Origin of the sequence: Variovorax stachyos (assembly GCF_051400855.1) — a bacterium.
In the GTDB taxonomy this organism is placed as follows: Bacteria; Pseudomonadota; Gammaproteobacteria; order Burkholderiales; family Burkholderiaceae_C; genus Variovorax.
On sequence record NZ_JBLFFN010000004.1, the window covers coordinates 446,582 to 463,148 of the forward strand.

Here is a 16,567-nt window from a genome sequence, read left to right on the forward strand (position 1 = left end):
ATCGCGTCGCTCAGGTGCGGGCTGCCGACAGGCCCACGCGGTCTTCGCGGATCGCCAGCTTCCACAGGCGCAGCGCACGGGCGGCGAAGATGCCGCTGAAGGCGCCGAAGAGCGTGCCGATGCCCAGCGCGAAGCCCGTATGGCGCGCTACCTCCGGGTGCATGGCCAGCAGCACGCCCACGGCGTACTTGGTAAAGAAGATGCCCATCATCAGCGCCAGCGGCGCCGCGCTGCCGGGAAGGTGGAAGGTACGGGTCGCCGCATCGAAGCGGGCAGCAGCGGGCAGCGGCCAGCGCTGCACGGTGAGCAGCAGCACGCTGACTGCGCCGGCCCAGCCGAGCAGGGCGACGGGCGAAGCGCCGAAGGCGGAGAGCATGCCGTGGAAGGACAGCCCGATCATCGCGATCGGCAGCAAGGTCACGCGCCCCAGGCTCACCGTGCCGGCGGCCAGTTGCCTGAGGCCCAGCCAGACGAGCAGGGCGAAGAGCACGAACACCCAGCGCGGGGTGTGGGCGAGGATCTGGATCAGCATCTGCATGTTGTTTCTCCGTAAGGGGTTCGATAGCGCCGATGGGGTGGACTGTGCCGGCCCGCCCGTGCACCCGCCATGCCCTTGCGACGAACTGCAGCGGACCGGCGCGAGTTGCAATCCGCTGTCGCCGGACGCAATGCGCAACGCGGGCTTTACCGGGGCTTTACGGTTCGTAAGAACTGGGCGCTACGATTCGACGCTTCACTAAGGGCTGCTTGCGAACCGCCCAGTTGCCGATGTCTTCCCCCACCCCAGAGTCCGCTGCCACCGCCCCTCTCGCCGAACCGCCCGCGCCGCGGCCGCCTTCGCGCCGCCGGCTCTGGCTGGGCAGCCTGGCTGCGCTGCTGCTCGTGGTGCTCCTGGGCGGCGTGGCCTGGTACCTGATCAAGCGTTCGGGCGAGCCGGCCGCCGGCCGCGGTGGCTTCGGGCCTCCCGGCTCGACCGTCGGGCATGCGGTGGCGCGCCGGGCCGAGCTGCCGGTGACCATCGATGCGCTCGGGACCGTGACGCCGCTGGCGACCATCACCCTGAAGCCGCAGGTCGGAGGCGTGCTGACCGAGGTGCTCTTCACTGAAGGCCAGGCCGTGACCAAGGGCCAGCTGCTGGCCCGCATCGATCCGCGGCCCTACGAGCAGGCGCTGATGCAGGCCCAGGGCACGCGGGTGCGCGACGAGGCGCAGCTGGAGGCGGCGCGCGTGACGCTGGCGCGCTACCGCACGCTGCTGACTCAGGACTCCATCGCCCGCCAGGACGTCGACACCCAGGCCGCGCTGGTGAAGCAGCTCGAAGGCACGGTGACCACCGATCGGGCCTCCGAGGCCGCCGCCAGGCTCAACGTCGAATACACGCGCATCACCGCGCCGGTGGCCGGGCGCATCGGCCTGCGCACGGTCGATCCCGGCAACACCGTGACGGCCAACGCGGCCACCGGCATCGCGGTGATCACGCAGATGAACCCCATCGACGTGCAGTTCGCGGTGCCGCAGGACCGCCTGCCCGACATCCAGGCGCAGCTCGCGAAGGGCGTGGCGCTGCCGGTCAAGGCGATGGACCGCACGCGCAGCACCACGCTGGACACCGGCACTTTCTCCACGCTCGACAACGTCGTGGACACCAGCACCGGCACCATCAAGGGCAAGGCCCGCTTCGGCAACGCGCAGACGACGCTGTTCCCCAGCCAGTTCGTCAATGTGACGATGACCCTGCGCACCATCGACACGGTCGTGGTGCCGGTGACCGCGGTGCGCACCGGGCCCACCGGCAGCTACGTGTACGTGATCAACGATGACCGCACCGTTTCCATGCGGACGGTCAAGCGGGGCGAGTCGACGGTCGAGCTGGCAGCGATCACCGAGGGCCTGGAGGCGGGCGAGAAGGTGGTGACCGAAGGCGGCGACCGCCTCAAGGAGGGCGCGCAGGTGGTGCTTCAGGGCGACAAGGCGGCAGTCGGCCCGCGCCCGGGTGCCTCCGGTCCGCGGGGCCCGCGCGGCGAGGGCCGTCGCCGCCAGCCGTCGCCGCAGTGAGGGAGCCTGGATGAGCCCATCGCGCCCCTTCATCGAGCGGCCGGTGGCGACCGGCCTGTTGATGCTCGCGATCGTGCTGGCGGGCCTGGTGGGCTTCCGCTTCCTGCCGCTCGCTGCCCTGCCGCAGGTGGACTACCCGACCATCCAGGTGCAGACCCTCTACCCGGGCGCCAGCCCCGAGGTGATGAGCCGCACCGTGACCGCGCCGCTCGAGCGCCAGTTCGGCCAGATGGCGGGGCTGGACCGGATGAGCTCGGTGAGCTCGAACGGCGTGTCCATCGTCACCCTGCAGTTCGCGCTCGACCAGACGCTGGACGTGGCCGAGCAGCAGGTGCAGGCCGCGATCAACGCCGGCGGCTCGCTGCTGCCGGCCGACCTGCCGGCGCCGCCGGTCTATGCCAAGGTCAACCCGGCCGACGCGCCGATCCTCACGCTGGCCGTGAGCTCCGGCACCATGCCGCTGACGGAGGTGCAGAACCTCGTCAACACCCGCCTCGCGCAGAAGATCAGCCAGGTGGCCGGCGTGGGCCTGGTCTCGCTCTCGGGCGGGCAGCGCCCGGCGGTGCGCATCCAGGCCGACACCAACGCGCTGGCCTCGGTGGGCATCGGGCTGGACACGCTGCGCACCGCCATTGCCGCGGCCAACGCCAACAGCGCCAAGGGCAGTTTCGACGGGCCGCAGCGCGCCTACACCATCAACGCCAACGACCAGCTGGTCGCCGCGGCCGAGTACAAGAACCTGATCGTTGCCTGGAAGAACGGCGCGCCGGTGCGCATGAGCGATGTCGCGCGGGTGGTCGACGGTGCGGAGAACACGCAGCTCGGCGCCTGGGCCGCGGCGCGTGCCGAAGCAAAGGAAGGCGAGAGTGCCGCGGCGCCCCGCGCCGCGCCGGGCCGCCCCAAGCAAGCGGGCGCCCCCTCGGGGGGCAGCGAGGACACGTCAGTGCCGAGCGTGGGGGCTGACCTCTATCCGGCGATCATCCTGAACGTGCAGCGCCAACCCGGCGCCAACGTGATCGGTACCGTCGACGCCATCAAGAAGCAGCTGCCCGAGCTCGAGGCCTCGCTGCCCGGCGCCCTCAAGGTCGAGGTGCTGAGCGACCGCACCACCGGCATCCGTGCCTCGGTGCGCCACGTGCAGCTCGAGCTCGCGCTCGCCGTGGTGTTGGTGGTGCTGGTGATCTTCCTGTTCCTGCACAGCGTGCGCGCCACGGTCATCGCCAGCATCGCGGTGCCAATCTCGCTGATCGGCACGCTGGGCATCATGTACCTGCTGGGCTACAGCCTCAACAACCTGAGCCTGATGGCGCTGACCATCGCCACCGGCTTCGTGGTGGACGACGCGATCGTCATGATCGAGAACATCGCGCGCTACCTGGAGGAGGGCGATCCGCCTTTCAAGGCTGCGCTCAAGGGGGCGACGCAGATCGGCTTCACGATCATCTCGCTGACGGTGTCGCTGGTGGCGGTGCTGATTCCGCTGCTCTTCATGGGCGACGTGGTGGGGCGGCTGTTCCGCGAGTTCGCGGTCACGCTGGCCATCACCATCCTGATCTCGGCCGTGGTCTCGCTGACCCTGGTGCCGATGATGTCGGCCCGCTGGCTCAAGCCGCAGGCCCAGGAGGGCGGCCGCTTCGGCGCGCGCGTGCAGCACTTCTTCGAACGCGTGATCGCACGCTACGACATCTGGCTGCAATGGGTGCTGCGCCACCAGCCCCTGACGCTCGTGGTGGCGGCGCTGACGCTGGTGCTGACGGTGGTGCTCTACGTCGCCATCCCGAAGGGCCTGTTCCCGACGCAGGACACCGGCCAATTGCAGGCGCGCGTCGAGGCGGCGCAGGATGTGTCCTATGCGCGCATGGCCGAACTGCAGAAGGCCGCGGCCAATGCCATCCTGGCCGACCCCGATGTGCGCAGCCTCAGCTCGGTGGTGGGCGTGGATGCGGCCAACAACACCGCGCTCAACACCGGGCGCATGCTGATCAACCTGCGCTCGAGCCGCGATGACCAGGCAAGCGTGATGCAGCGCCTGCGCGAGCGCGTGAACACGGTCGCCGGCGTGACGCTCTACCTGCAGCCTACCCAGGACCTGACCATCGACGCCGAGACCGGCCCGACCGAGTTCCGCGTCGCGCTCGAGGGCGTGGACACCACGGTCGTGAATGGTTGGGCGAGGAAGCTCGTCGAGCGGCTGCGCAGCACGCCGCAGGTGCGCAACGCGACCACCGACGCCGGCGCGCAAGGCCTGGCCGCCTACGTCGATATCGACCGCAACACCGCCTCGCGGCTGTCGGTCACGGCCAGCTCGGTCGACGATGCGCTCTACAGCGCCTTCGGCCAGCGCATCGTCTCCACCATCTTCACGGAGACCAACCAGTACCGCGTGATCCTGGAGGCGCAGCGCGAGGCGCTCGCGTCGCCGCAGGGGTTGGGCAACCTGCAACTGCGCACCGGCGCCGGCACGCCGACGCCTTTGTCTTCGCTGGCCACCGTGCGCGAGCAGCTGGCGCCGCTTTCGATCACGCGCGTGGCGCAGTACCCGTCGGCGACCGTGGGATTCGACACCGCCCCCGGCGTCTCGCTGGGCAAGTCGGTTTCGGCGATCCGCGACGCGGCCAGGGAAATCGGCCTGCCGGCCAGCGTGCGGCTGAACTTCCTGGGTGCGGCGGGCGCTTACGAGAGGTCGCTCACCAACCAGCTGTGGCTGATCCTTGCGGCCGTCGTGTGCGTGTACATCGTGCTTGGCGTGCTCTACGAGAGCTACATCCATCCCCTGACCATCCTGTCCACGCTGCCCTCCGCCGGCGTGGGCGCGCTGCTGGCGTTGATGGTGACCGGCAACGACCTGGGAGTGATCGGGATCATCGGCATCATCCTGCTGATCGGCATCGTGAAGAAGAACGCGATCATGATGATCGACTTCGCGATCGACGCCGAGCGGCGTGAAGGGAAGTCGCCGCAGGAGGCGATCCACCAGGCGGCGCTGCTGCGCTTCCGGCCCATTCTGATGACGACGCTGGCGGCGCTGTTCGCGGCGCTGCCCTTGATGTTCGGGTGGGGCGAGGGGGCGGAGCTGCGGCGGCCTTTGGGTCTTGCGATCTTCGGGGGGCTGGTGGTGAGCCAGGTGCTGACGCTGTTCACCACGCCGGTGATCTACCTGGGCTTCGATCGGATGGGGCGCAGGTTCGGGGGGAAGCGTGATGCTGCGCACGCCTGAGGTCTTGCTCCCTCTCCCTCTCCCTTTGGGAGAGGGTTGGGGTGAGGGCACCGGGCCTTGTATCGGTACGTTGCGCTTGTTCCGAGGTCGGAGCCGGGGGGTCGTCCCGGCCCCTGCCTCAACAAAAGCACAACGTACGAAATCAACCGGCAGGGTGCCCCCACCCCAACCCTCCCCCGGAGGGGAAGGGAGCAAGACCAGAGAGAGGCGTAGATGAACCTCTCCCGCCCCTTCGTCGAACGCCCCATCGCCACAGTCCTCCTGACCATCGGCATCGCCCTGGCCGGCATCGTCGCCTTCTTCGCCCTGCCGGTCTCGCCGCTGCCCCAGGTCGACTACCCGACCATCTCCGTCCAGGCGAGCCTGGCGGGCGCCAGCCCCAGCACCATGGCTTCCAGCGTGGCCACGCCGCTCGAGCGCAGGCTGGGCATCATCCCCGGCGTCAACGAGCTGACCTCGACCAGCTCCAACGGCTCGGCCCGGGTAACGCTGCAGTTCGACCTCAGCCGCAACATCGACAGCGCCGCGCGCGAGGTGCAGGCCGCGATCAACGCCGCCCGCGCGGACCTGCCGGCCACGCTGCGCAGCAACCCGACCTACCGCAAGCGCAACCCGGCCTCGGCGCCGGTCATGATCCTGGCCCTCACCTCCAAGACGCGCACGCCGGGCCAGATCTACGAGGCGGTGTCCAACATCGTGAGCCAGCGCCTGTCGCAGGTCGAGGGCGTGGGCGAGGTCGAGATCGGCGGTGGCTCGCTGCCGGCGGTGCGGGTGGAGCTGGAGCCCTTCTCGCTCAACCGCATGGGCATCAGCACCGAGGACGTGCGCGCCGCGATCCAGGCCAACAACGCCAACCGGCCCAAGGGCGCGATCGAGAGCGGCGACCGCCGCCTGCAGATCTACACCCCCGCGCCGGGCCGCCGGGCCGCCGACTACCGCGACCTGGTGATCGCCTGGCGCAACAACGCGCCCGTGCGCCTGGGCGACGTGGCCCGCGTGATCGACAGCGTCGAGAACACCCGCACGCTCGGCCTGTTCAACGGCGACCCGGCGGTGGTGATACTGGTCACGCAGGAGCCGGGCGCCAACATCATCGACACGGTGGACGGCATCCGCGACCTGATGCCCGAGCTGCGCGCGCAACTGCCGCAGGACATCGACATCCAGATCGCCTCGGACCGCACCAATTCCATCCGCGCCTCGCTGCGCGAGATCGAGACCACGCTGATGATCTCGATCGTGCTGGTGGTGCTGGTGGTGGGCCTGTTCCTGCGCAAGGCGCGCGCCACGATCATCCCGGCGGTGGCGACGGTGGTCTCGCTGCTCGGCACCTTCGGCGTGATGCACCTGCTGGGCTTCAGCCTCAACAACCTGAGCCTGATGGCGCTCACGGTGGCCACCGGCTTCGTGGTCGACGACGCCATCGTGGTGCTGGAGAACACTGCGCGCCATGTCGAGGCCGGCATGAAGCGCACGGAGGCTGCATTGCGCGGCGCGCGCGAGGTGGGCTTCACCGTGCTGTCGATCAGCCTGTCGCTGGTGGCGGTGTTCATCCCGCTGCTGTTCATGGGCGGGCAGGTCGGGCGCCTGTTCCGCGAGTTCGCCGTCACGCTCTCGGCCTCGGTGATGATCTCGCTGGTGATCTCGCTCACCACCACGCCCATGCTGTGCGCGATGCTGTTGCGCAGCGAAGCGGAGGAGCCCAGAAAGAAGCGCGGGCGCGTGCTGGGCTGGCTGGGCAGCCGCGTCGAGCGTGCCTGGCAATGGACGTTGCGCGTCTACGCCCACAGCCTCGACTGGGCCCTGGCGAGCAAGGGCGTGGTGATGGTGGTGCTGCTGGCGGTGATCGGCCTCAACGTCTACCTCTTCAACGCCATTCCCAAGGGCTACTTCCCGCAGCAGGACAACGGCCAGCTCAACGCCGGCATCCGGGCCGACCAGAGCATTTCCTCCGCCGCCGTCGCCGACAAGCTGCGCCAGGCCGTGGACATCATCCGCAAGGACCCGGCAGTCGCGACCGTGGTCGGCTTCTCCGGCGGCGGGCGTGCGGGCGGCGGCTTCATGTACGTCAACCTCAAGCCGCTGGGGCAGCGCACCGAGAAGACGCAGGTCGTCATCGACCGCCTGCGCCCGCAGCTCAGCCAGCTCACCGGCCTGCGCGTGTTCCTGTTCCCCGTGCAGGACCTGCGCATGGGCGGGCGCTCCAGCAACTCCAGCTACCAGTACACGCTCAAGAGCGACAACCTCGAGGACCTGCGCAAGTGGACCGGCAGGCTCGCCGAGCGCCTGCGCCAGGAGACCGCGCTCACCGACATCGACAGCGACGACGCGGCCAACGGCGTCGAGACCTTCGTCGAAGTGGACCGCGACGCCGCGGCACGGCTGGGCGTGACCTCGAGCGCGGTCGACAGCGCGCTCTACAACGCCTACGGCCAGCGCTCGGTCGCCACCATCTACGACGAGCTCAACCAGTACTCGGTGATCATGGAGTGGGCGCCGCGCTTCCAGCGGGCGCCGATCGCGCTGAAGGACCTCTACGTGCCCTCGACGCTCAGTGCCGTCACCACCGCGAGCGGGGCGACCACCGTCAGCACGCTGCAGGCCAACACCGACGCGTCGACCGGCACCTCGACCACCACCTCGGCCAACCCGGCCTCGCGCACCTCGTCGGCCGGCCAGCAGATCGCGACCAGCACCACGCCGATGGTGCCGCTCGCGGCCTTCGCCAAGCTCAGCGAGCGCGCGGTGCCGAGCTCCATCGACCACCAGGACACCGAGCTCGCAAGCACCGTTTCCTTCAGCCTGGCGGAGGGCGTGAGCCTGGCGGACGCGAAGCGCATCGTGGCCCAGGCCGAAGCCGACATCGCGATGCCGGTCAATGTGCGCGGCAGCTTCCAGGGCACGGCGCTGGCAGCGCAGCAGTCGCAGGCACAGCAGCTGTTCCTGATCTTCGCGGCGCTGGTCGTGATCTACATCGTGCTCGGCGTGCTGTACGAAAGCTTGATACATCCCATCACCGTGCTGACCACGCTGCCCTCGGCCGGCGTGGGCGCGGTGCTGGCGCTGCTGCTGTTCCGCATGGAGTTCTCGATCATTGCGCTGATCGGCGTGTTCCTGCTGATCGGCATCGTCAAGAAGAACGCCATCCTGATCATCGACTTTGCGCTCGAGGCCGAGCGCGCCCGCGGCCTGAGCGCGGTGGAGGCGGTGCGCGAGGCCTGCCTGCTGCGCTTCCGCCCGATCCTGATGACCACGCTGGCCGCCGCGCTGGGCGCCCTGCCGCTGGCGATCGGCTTCGGCGAAGGCGCCGAGCTGCGCCAGCCGCTGGGCGTGGCCATCATCGGCGGACTGGTCGCAAGCCAGCTGCTCACTCTGCTGACCACGCCAGTGGTCTACGTGCTGCTCGACAAGCTGCGGCGCCGCCCCGCCAACGAGAAGTACCTGAGCCGCGACGCGACCGACCCCTCTCTTTCTCCCTCTGCCGCTCTTTCTCCCTCTCCCTCCGGGAGAGGGTCGGGGTGAGGGCAGCGGCGGTTGATGCAACGACAACGAACATGAACGTCCCGAACGCACCTTTTCACCGGCCCCGGCGCTGCGTTGCTGTCGCCGCGACGGCCCTCGCACTCGCCGGCTGCGCGATCGGCCCGACCTACCAGCAGCCCTCGACCGCCATGCCCGCGTCCTGGAAGGAAGCCCCCGCCGCCGAAGGCTGGCTCCCCGCCGCGCCGGCGGACGCCCTGGACCGCGGCGAATGGTGGAAGCTCTTCGGCGACCCGGTGCTCGACGAGCTGGCCGCCCGCGTGCAGGTCTCCAACCAGAACATCGCCGCGGCCGTGGCCAGCTACACGCAGGCCCAGGCGGTGGTGCGCGAGCAGCGCGCCGCGCTGTTCCCCTCGGTCTCGGCAGGCGGCAGTGCGGACCGCTCCGGCGCGCGCAACACCTCGCCCAGGACCTCCACCAGCGCCTCGCTGCGGGCCGACTGGGCGCCCGACGTCTGGGGCCGGCTGCGCCAGGCGGTGGGCGGTGCCCAGGCCAGCGCCCAGGCCAGCGAGGCCGACCTCGCCTCGGCGCGCCTGTCGGCCGTGGGTGAGCTCGCGACCAACTACTTCTCGCTGCGCGAGACCGATGCCGAGCTGCGGCTGCTGGAGGTCACGCTGGAGGGCTACCAGCGCAGCCTGGAGATCGCGCGCAACCGCTACAACGCCGGCATCGCGGCACAAACGGACGTGCTGCAGGCGCAGACGCTCTACGTCAACACGCAGGCCGAGCGCGTGGCGCTGAAGCGCACCCGCGACACGCTGGAGCACGCGATCGCGGTGCTGGTCGGCGCCGCGCCGGCCGACTTCAACCTGCCTGCAGCCGAGTGGACCCCCACCGTGCCCGGCATTCCGACCGGGGTGCCTTCGACGCTGCTGCAGCGCCGGCCCGACATCGCCGCGGCCGAGCGGGCGGTGGCGGTGGCCAATGCGCAGATCGGCATCGCGCGCACGGCGTACTTCCCGAGCTTCAGCTTGAGCGGTGCGCTCAGCAGCAATGCGAGCCGCGTGGGTGACCTGTTCAACGCCTCGAACATGTTGTGGTCGCTGGGCCTGTCGGTAGCGCAGACGGTGTTCGACGCCGGCGCCATCGGCGCGCAGGTCGACCAGGCGAAGGCGGCGCACGAGGCGGCGGTCGCACGCTATCGCCAGACCGTGCTCACCGCCTTCCAGGACGTCGAGGACCAGCTCACCACCGGCGCGAGCCTGGCGCAGCAGGAAGGCCTGCGGCGCGAGGCGTCAGCGGCGGCGGACCGCAGCGAGCAGCAGTTCCTGAATCGCTACCGGCAGGGGCAGGTGAGCTACACCGACGTGGTGACGGCGCAGGTCGCTGCGCTCAATGCGCGGCGGACGGTGGTGCAGTTGCAGGTGAGCCGGCAGAGTGCGGCGGTGGGGCTGGTCCAGGCCCTGGGTGGGGGGTGGCAGGCGGATTGGATGGCGACTGAGGCGTCGCGCCCCGGTTCCTGAGTTGCTCCCTTCCATCCGGGGGAGGGTTGGGGTGGGGGCACTCTGTGGGTTGATTGCGTACGGTGTGCTTTTGTTGAGTCCGGAGCCGGGAATTCGCCCCGGCGGGCGAGTCACTTTCTTTGTCTCGCCAAAGAAAGTAACCAAAGAAAGGCGACCCCACTGCGCGTGACCCTTCGCTTCGCTACGGGCAACCTGCGGTGCTCGCTTCAGGCGGGGTCCGCGCAAACTCGCTTCGCTCAAACACGCGCGGCCCTTTTTCCGCCTGAAGCTGCGCTCCTCGGCACGCGCAGAGGGGATTGGGGAGAGGTCGGGCCATTGCTTCGCTCGGCCGCCAACGGCCTCGCTGCGCGAGGCCTGGAAGAGGGGCATGCGTGTGCGCTCGGACGTGAGCATGAGCATGGCTGCGAGCACCAGCACCAGCACCAGCACCGACACGAGCATGTGCATGTGCATGTGCATGTGCGTGTGCGTGTGCGTGTGCGTGTGCGTGTGCGCGAGTGTCAGCGCGAGCGAGGACCCGAAGCTCTCGCCAACCTGCACACCACACAAGGACGCGCCACGGCGCGTTGGAGTTCAAATCCCCTCTGCGCGTGCCGAGGAGCGCAGCTTTTCGCGGAAAAAGGGCCGCGCGTGTTTGAGCCGCAGGCGAGTTTGCGCGGACCCCGCGAAAAGCGAGCACCGCAGGTTGCCCGTAGCGAAGCGGAGGGACGCGCGCAGTGGGGTCGCCTTTCTTTGGTTACTTTCTTTGGCGAGACAAAGAAAGTGACTCGCCCGCCGGGGCGAATTCCCGGCTCCGGCCTCACCACAACAGCAACGTACGCAATCAACCCACAGAGTGCCCCCACCCCGTCCCTCCCCCCGGAAGGAGAGAACGTGAAGACCTCAAGCGCCCCGCAGCCGAGGCGCCTGCAGGTAGGCGCCTGATTCGAACAGCTGCGCCTCCGCCTCGTCGATCCGCCGGATCACCGGCTTGCCGGCCCGGCTCGCCAGCATCTCCACCAGCGCTTCGGTCACCGCCACGCCGGCTGCGACCGACGGAAAGAAGGAGGGGCTGTCGATGGCGAACAGCAGGGTCTCGTCCGCCAGCAGCGACAAGGGCGACGCGATGCTGTCGGTCACCGCAACGATGCGCAGCCCCGCCGCCTTGGCCGCCTGCGCCACCTGCAGCGCCTCGCGCGAGTAGGGCACGAAGCTCGCAACCAGCAGCGCATCGCCCTTCTCGAAGGCGCGCAGCTGCATCTCCAGCGAACCGCCCTGGCCGTCGACCAGGTGCACGCTGGCGCGGAACATCCGATAGACGTAGACGAATGAAAACGCGATCGGGAAGCAGGCCCTGAAGCCCGCCGCGTGCACCGCGTTCGCCTTCTCCAGCACGGCGCAGGCCCGGTGCAGCGCCGCCTCACTCTGGCGGTGGGTGTTGTCCAGGTTGCGGCGCTGCACCTCGAACATCTCGGCGGCCAGGCCCTGGTCGCTGGCGCGGCCGACGAGCGTCTTGGCGCGCGCGCCGTAGGCATCGGGGGAGGCCAGCCCCATTTCGGCGGCCACCGCGTCCTTGAACTGCGGCCAGCCGGCGTAGCCCAGGTGCTGCGCGAAGCGCACCAGCGTGGCCGGCGTGGCGCCGGCACGGGTGCCGATGCCGCGCATCGAACTGGTGACCACCTCGTTCGGATGGTCGAGCACATGCTTGGCGACCTGCTGCAGGGCAGGGCTGAGGCTGTCATAGCGCTGGCGCAGATCGTCTTTGACGCCCATGGGTCTTCGTCTCCGGTTGGAACGAATGTACCGGATGGAGCAGCACCGTTGCATGCCATTCTTGACGGAACAAATGTTCCAAACAATAATTCTACCAGTACATTGGTTTCACATCAGCTCGACATGACGCACGTCTTCCACCGCCACCTGCGCCACGCGCCGAGGCTCGCCGTCGCCGCAAGCGGCATGACCATCCGCGACGCGGAGGGCCGCGAATACCTGGACGCCTCCGGCGGCGCCGCGGTGTCCTCGCTGGGGCACGGCCATCCGGACGTGCTCGCCGCGATGCACGCGCAGATCGACCGGCTCCCGTACGCCCACACCAGCTTCTTCACCAGCGAGCCGGCCGAGCAACTGGCCGACGAGCTGATCCGCACCGCGCCCCAGGGCATGAGCCATGCGTACCTGGTGAGCGGCGGCTCGGAGGCGGTGGAGTCGGCGCTCAAGATGGCACGCCAGTACTTCGTCGAGATCGGGCAGCCGCAGCGCACGCACTTCATCGCCCGGCGCCAGAGCTACCACGGCAACACGCTGGGGGCGCTGGCGGTGGGAGGCAACGCCTGGCGGCGCGCGCCCTTCGCGCCGATCCTGGTGCCGGCCACGCATGTCTCGCCCTGCTATCCCTACCGCGAGCAGCGCGCCGGGGAGACGCCGCAGCAGTACGGCCGGCGCCTCGCCGACGAGCTCGAGACCGCCATCCTGGGCCAGGGGCCCGACAGCGTGATCGCCTTCGTCGCCGAGACGGTGGGCGGCGCCACCGCCGGGGTGCTGACGCCGGTGCCGGGCTACTTCGAGGCGGTGCGCGAGGTCTGCGACCGCTACGGCGTGCTGCTGATCCTCGACGAGGTGATGTGCGGCATGGGCCGCACGGGCACGCTCTACGCCTGCGAGCAGGAGGGGGTGGTGCCCGACCTGGTCACCATCGCCAAGGGTCTGGGCGGCGGCTACCAGCCGATCGGCGCTGTGCTGGCGCAGCGGAAGATCGTCGAGGCGATGTCGCGGGGCAGCGGCTTCTTCCAGCACGGCCACACCTACCTCGGCCACCCGGTGGCCTGCGCCGCCGCGCTGGCGGTGCAGCGGGTGATCCACCGCGACGGCCTGCTGGCCAAGGTGCGCAGCGACGGCGAGGTCTTCGGCGCCATGCTGCGCGAGGTGCTGGGCGCGCATCCGAACGTGGGCGACATCCGCGGCCGCGGCTTCTTCTGGGGCGTGGAGCTGGTGTCCGACCGGGCCAGCAAGGCGCCTTTCGACCCGGCCCTGAACCTGCACGTGCAGATCAAGAAGGAAGCCATGGGCCAGGGCCTGCTGTGCTACCCCTTCGGCGGCACGGTCGACGGCAAGCTGGGTGACCACGTGCTGCTCGCACCGCCCTTCATCGCGAGCCGCGGCGACCTGCGCGAGATCGGGGCGCGGCTGGCCTCGTCCATCGACGCCGTCGTGCGCGCCGCCACGACGAGTTCCTAACCACCCTCGAGGAGTTTTCCATGGCCTTCCCACGCCTGCAGATCGCCGGCGCCGTCTTCGCGGCCGCCTTCACCCTGATGCCCCCGGGCGCGGTGCACGCGCAGGAGGGCGGCACGCTGGCCAAGGTGAAGGCCAGCGGCGCCATCACCATCGGGCACCGCGAATCCTCCTTCGGCTTCTCCTACCTGGACAGCGACCTCAAGCCGGTGGGTTACAGCATCGAGATCTGCAAGCGCATCGTCGAGGCGATGAAGACCGAGCTGAAGATGCCTGCCATCGAGATCCGCTGGCAGGCCGTGACCTCGGCCAACCGCATTCCGCTGGTGACCAACGGCACGGTGGACATCGAGTGCGGCTCCACCACCAACCTGGTCGAGCGGCAGAAGCAGGTGGCCTTCTCGCCCGACATCTTCCGCTACAACGTGCGCATGCTGGTGAAGGCCGATTCGGGCATCAGGACCATCGCCGACCTGCAGGGCAAGACGGTGGTCACCACGACGGGCACCACCTCCTTCCGCCTGCTGCGCGAGGCCGACAAGGGCCGCAACCTGGAGGTGAACAACCTGGCGGGCAAGGACCACACCGATTCGTTCCTGCTGGTGGAAAGCGGCCGGGCCCAGGCCTTCGTGCTCGACGACATCCTGTTGGCGGGGCAGATCGCCAATGCCCGCAATCCCAAGGACTTCATCATCACCGGCGAGAGCTTGCGCACCGAGAACCAGGCGCTGATGTTTCGCAAGGACGATCCGCAGATGAAGGCGCTGGTCGACCGCGTGGTCGGTGGCATGATGAAGTCGGGCGAGATGGAGAAGCTCTACAACCAGTGGTTCATGTCGCCGATCCCGCCCAAGAACATCAACATCAACTACCCGCTCAATGCCGAGACGAAGGAGGCCTTTGCCAATCCTTCGTCCAAGGGCATCTGAAAATCTTGTCGATGACCCGTATCGCCCTGATCCACGCGCTCGCCCATTCGGTGCCCCCCATCAACGCCGCCTTCGAGCGCGACTGGCCCGAAGTCCTGCGGATGAATCTGCTCGATGACAGCCTCTCGGCCGACCTGGCGCGCGAAGGGCGCGGGCTCGACGCGGCGATGCACGAGCGCTTCCAGCGGCTGGCGCAGTACGCGGTCGACACCGGCGCGCAGGGCATTCTCTTCACCTGCTCGGCCTTCGGGCCGTGCATCGAGGCGGTGGCGCGGCGGCATGCGGGGATACCGGTGCTCAAGCCCAACGAAGCCATGATCGCGGAGGCCGCGGCCGGCGCCGAGAACGGCAAGCTCGGGTTGATCGCCACCTTCCGGCCGACGCTCGAATCCATGCCGCCGGAATTCCCGGCCGGCGTCCAGCTGGAGCTCGCGTTGGCCGAGGGCGCACTCGATGCGCTCAATGCGGGTGACGCCCACACGCACGACGACCGCGTCGCCGCGCAAGCCCGTGCCCTGCGCGAGAAGGGCTGCACCCGCATCGCGCTGGCCCAGTTCAGCATGGCGCGCGCCCGCGCAGCCTGCGAGGCGGCCTCGGGCCTGCCGGTGCTGACCACTGTCGACAGCGCGGTGAGAGCGCTGCGCACGCGCCTGGCAAGGCACGCATAACGGTCCTCGCGCTTCGTCCTCTTCGCATGACGGTGCTCGGATGGGCACGTCGGAGGCGAAATGAATTCTCGCTTTTTGTCGCGCCAGTCTGAGCGCGCAGCCGGACGTTCCTAGCATTTGACGGTCGCCGACCTTCGGGTTTCACGAACTGCGGCCTGAGCTTCCGGCTTGTGTGCGGGAGAGGGTGCCACCGTTCAGGCGCCATCGCACGCCACGTGCGCGCTGCGCGCGTGGGGCCCTGCACGACCTGAGACCTCCCCATGAACAGAACGCATCGCAGTCTTTGGAACCCAGCGCTGGGCGCGTGGGTGGCCGCCCCCGAGAACGCCCGGGCACGAGGCAAGCGCAGCCGCGGCGCTTCGCGCATCGCGAGATCTTGTGCGCTGACGGCCGCGCTGGGAGGTCAGATACTGGCGCTGCCCGCGAGCGGCGCATTCGCTGGCATTGGCGTGCTCGCCCTGGGCGCTGCGACAACCGCCCAGGCGCAGGCTCAATCCGTAGGTCTTCATGGAGGTGACGGAGGCTGCACCATGGACTGTGAGACGCAAGGCGGCGTCGGCGGTAGCTCTGCGGTTCCAGATGGATCAGATGGATCGAATTCACTGTTTGATGGTGGTGGTGGCGGTGGCGGTGGCGGCGTCAGCTTGTCTACAGGCGCCGGAGGCAATGGTGGCGCAGGCGGCGGGGATGGCGAAAGGGCGGGGGGGCGCGGCGGCAGCGGCGGAAGCGTCGTCGAGACGACTCAAAGGAACAACATCGTCCCGCTGATCGGCACGGCCGGCGAAAACGGCGCGCGGGGAGAGGACGGACCGAACTTCAGCGGCGGCGGTGGTGGTGGTGGGGGCGGCGGCGGGTTTGGCTGGGTCCTCTCAGGCCCCGGCGTTGCAAGCAACTTGTCGCAAATCGAAGGGGGTATGGGGGGACGTGGCGGCATTGGGGGAGTTCGCTTGATCTTCGGCGAGAACCCGGGCGGGGCCGGTGGCGGCGGTGCCGGCGGCGGTGGGGTGTTGCTCACCGGCGCAATCAGCTTCACGAACAGTGGTTCCATGTCGGGGGGAGTGGGCGGGGCGTCGGGAGGCCAGAATATCGCCTGGGCCGGCGGCAGGGATGTCGGCGGCGACGGCGGCATGGGCATCGCGCTCACAGGCGGTGGGACCATCGACAACAGCGGCGTCATTGCCGGGGGCGCGGGCGGCGCCGGCAGCATCCGTGGCCCCAGCCCTATCGGCCGCACGGGCGGCAACGGCGGTGCGGGTGTCCTGCTCACTTCGGGCGGCACTGTGCTGAACACCGGAACCATTCGAGGCGGCGCGGGTGGTGGCCTGGATCTTAAATACGCCGACCCTGGCGCTGGAGGCGCGGGTGTCGTCGCGACCGGCAATACGAGCATCACCAACGCCGGGACCATCAGCGGCGGCCCGAGTGGCAATAGCACGACGCGCGCGAACGCCATCGACTTCTCCGGCGGCAACAACACGCTCA

General features: G+C 69.3%; 10 protein-coding genes. 8 read left to right on the forward strand and 2 right to left on the reverse strand.

Features of this window, described 5'->3' with window-relative positions; all coding sequences use genetic code 11:
• Positions 1 to 10: 10 nt before the first annotated feature.
• Entirely contained in the window at positions 11 to 538 is a 528-nt protein-coding gene (locus ACMGEZ_RS10310) for a DUF6622 family protein (protein WP_436822170.1), read from the reverse strand.
• A gap of 230 nt (positions 539 to 768) precedes the next feature.
• On the opposite strand from ACMGEZ_RS10310, the gene ACMGEZ_RS10315 reads away from it, so the two are divergent.
• The 4 genes from ACMGEZ_RS10315 (at position 769) to ACMGEZ_RS10330 (ending at position 10,275) form a co-directional block, all read left to right on the forward strand.
• A complete protein-coding gene (locus ACMGEZ_RS10315; protein ID WP_436822171.1) occupies positions 769 to 2,055 on the forward strand; it encodes an efflux RND transporter periplasmic adaptor subunit in 1,287 nt (428 codons plus the stop codon).
• A gap of 10 nt (positions 2,056 to 2,065) precedes the next feature.
• Positions 2,066 to 5,272, forward strand: a complete 3,207-nt coding sequence (locus ACMGEZ_RS10320) for an efflux RND transporter permease subunit (RefSeq protein WP_436822172.1) — start codon at positions 2,066 to 2,068, stop codon at positions 5,270 to 5,272.
• A 213-nt stretch (positions 5,273 to 5,485) separates the two neighbouring features.
• A complete protein-coding gene (locus tag ACMGEZ_RS10325) occupies positions 5,486 to 8,794 on the forward strand; it encodes an efflux RND transporter permease subunit (RefSeq protein WP_436822173.1) in 3,309 nt (1,102 codons plus the stop codon).
• Between the two features lie 32 nt (positions 8,795 to 8,826).
• A complete protein-coding gene (locus ACMGEZ_RS10330) occupies positions 8,827 to 10,275 on the forward strand; it encodes an efflux transporter outer membrane subunit (RefSeq protein WP_436822174.1) in 1,449 nt (482 codons plus the stop codon).
• Positions 10,276 to 11,157: 882 nt separating this feature from the next.
• Here ACMGEZ_RS10330 and ACMGEZ_RS10335 read toward each other — a convergent pair.
• A complete protein-coding gene (locus ACMGEZ_RS10335) occupies positions 11,158 to 12,027 on the reverse strand; it encodes a MurR/RpiR family transcriptional regulator (protein ID WP_436822175.1) in 870 nt (289 codons plus the stop codon).
• Positions 12,028 to 12,150: 123 nt separating this feature from the next.
• Here ACMGEZ_RS10335 and ACMGEZ_RS10340 point away from each other — a divergent pair, with 123 nt between their 5' ends.
• The 4 genes from ACMGEZ_RS10340 to ACMGEZ_RS10355 form a co-directional block, all read left to right on the forward strand.
• Positions 12,151 to 13,491 carry an aspartate aminotransferase family protein gene (locus ACMGEZ_RS10340; protein ID WP_436822176.1) on the forward strand — a complete coding sequence of 447 codons (1,341 nt, stop codon included), beginning with the start codon at positions 12,151 to 12,153 and terminating at the stop codon, positions 13,489 to 13,491.
• A gap of 20 nt (positions 13,492 to 13,511) precedes the next feature.
• On the forward strand, positions 13,512 to 14,417 hold the full coding sequence (locus ACMGEZ_RS10345) for a transporter substrate-binding domain-containing protein (RefSeq protein ID WP_436822177.1): 906 nt from the start codon (positions 13,512 to 13,514) through the stop codon (positions 14,415 to 14,417).
• 11 nt (positions 14,418 to 14,428) lie between these two features.
• Positions 14,429 to 15,085: an aspartate/glutamate racemase family protein gene (locus tag ACMGEZ_RS10350; protein ID WP_436822178.1), complete on the forward strand. Its 657-nt coding sequence runs from the start codon at positions 14,429 to 14,431 to the stop codon at positions 15,083 to 15,085.
• A gap of 260 nt (positions 15,086 to 15,345) precedes the next feature.
• Positions 15,346 to 16,567, forward strand: a 1,222-nt coding sequence (locus ACMGEZ_RS10355) for an ESPR domain-containing protein (protein ID WP_436822179.1), incomplete at its 3' end; no start/stop codon positions are given.

Coding starts and splice junctions, on each gene's coding strand:
- ACMGEZ_RS10310 (WP_436822170.1), bottom strand. CDS start 538: ATGCAGATGCTGATCCAGATCCTCGCCCACACCCCGCGCTGGGTGTTC.
- ACMGEZ_RS10315 (WP_436822171.1), top strand. CDS start 769: ATGTCTTCCCCCACCCCAGAGTCCGCTGCCACCGCCCCTCTCGCCGAA.
- ACMGEZ_RS10320 (WP_436822172.1), top strand. CDS start 2,066: ATGAGCCCATCGCGCCCCTTCATCGAGCGGCCGGTGGCGACCGGCCTG.
- ACMGEZ_RS10325 (WP_436822173.1), top strand. CDS start 5,486: ATGAACCTCTCCCGCCCCTTCGTCGAACGCCCCATCGCCACAGTCCTC.
- ACMGEZ_RS10330 (WP_436822174.1), top strand. CDS start 8,827: ATGAACGTCCCGAACGCACCTTTTCACCGGCCCCGGCGCTGCGTTGCT.
- ACMGEZ_RS10335 (WP_436822175.1), bottom strand. CDS start 12,027: ATGGGCGTCAAAGACGATCTGCGCCAGCGCTATGACAGCCTCAGCCCT.
- ACMGEZ_RS10340 (WP_436822176.1), top strand. CDS start 12,151: ATGACGCACGTCTTCCACCGCCACCTGCGCCACGCGCCGAGGCTCGCC.
- ACMGEZ_RS10345 (WP_436822177.1), top strand. CDS start 13,512: ATGGCCTTCCCACGCCTGCAGATCGCCGGCGCCGTCTTCGCGGCCGCC.
- ACMGEZ_RS10350 (WP_436822178.1), top strand. CDS start 14,429: ATGACCCGTATCGCCCTGATCCACGCGCTCGCCCATTCGGTGCCCCCC.